Here is a 1,130-nt window from a genome sequence, read left to right on the forward strand (position 1 = left end):
ATGTCTCTTGATGTAGTCCACAGTACCGTTTAAAGTCGGCGGGGTTTAACTTTTGTACTTGTTCGTAATTCATCTTATGGGAGCTAATTATTTCTTTTATTTTACCTAGAACGAGCGCACTTTCGCAAGAGGTCTAATGAACCTGTCCATAAATAGCTGAGATTTAATAATCTTTTTACCGTACAAAATGCCTCTTCAATTCGCCAGCGTCTTTGATATAAATCTGCTACTACATAGGGGGGCAATATTTCCGGTTCTCGGACACTTGTCAGATAAGAACGCCAGGAAGTCTTGGAGCGAATCTGTACTAATCTTATAGTCAAAGCTGGTGTCTGTTTTGTGCCTGCACCTATTTTAATTATCTGGTCTTTGACATCATAAGTATTGGTTAATACCCGCTCGATTTGATAAGATGCACCTTTCTTAATTCGAGTGATAAATCCAATTTTTTGAGAAATGAGTTTTGACCAAAAAGCGAAGTGATAGAAGCCTCTATCTAATAATAGTAAGGTTTTCGGCTTAACTGTTTTTAGTAAATCTTCCTCCCAATTAGTATCTGCTTGTTTCGGATTTTCCCCCAACCAAATTTCTTCGGGAAGATGAGTTACTAGGTCTATAATTACTCCCATTTTTCCGGCTAATTGGCCAATTGGCACATCTGATAAACTTTGTAGCTTCTTAAATAATGCTTCTAATGTTGAGCCATCAGCTATCCAGATATTATCAAAGCTTTTTAAGGCAAAATGTACGCTATCTGGTAATGGTCTCGATTTTCTCATCAACCATTTTCCTCGAAAATGAGGTAGTAATTCTTTAAATATTTTTTCAAATAAAATTGCTGGAAAAGTTAAAAATTTGAGTGATAATGCTTGTTGGCTAATTTCTTGCGGTTCACACCATAAAAATCCCTCTCTCTTTAATAATCTGGTTAATTCTGTTACTCCTGCTACGTCTCGCCATAATAAACTTAATATTGCTGCCATCATTAATGGTAAGTAGTCAGACAGAATTAATTACACAAATACATAGTATAATGATATTCCAGGCAAAATTATGAGTTAATTACAGTTTCATATGATGTTTATCAGAGAAATAAATCCTCTTTCGTCTAAATTGCTCGACTCGAATTC

The 1,130-nt window shown here is 35.3% G+C and carries 1 pseudogene; it reads right to left on the minus strand.

From position 1 onward, the window contains the following. Positions 1-131 precede the first annotated feature (131 nt). Positions 132-995, minus strand: a pseudogene (locus tag ACUVJL_RS21490) (IS4 family transposase); the annotation flags it as partial. Between the last annotated feature and the right edge of the window lie 135 nt (positions 996-1,130).

This window comes from Microcoleus sp. OTE_8_concoct_300, from assembly GCF_031383065.1.
Lineage (GTDB): Bacteria > Cyanobacteriota > Cyanobacteriia > Cyanobacteriales > Microcoleaceae > Microcoleus.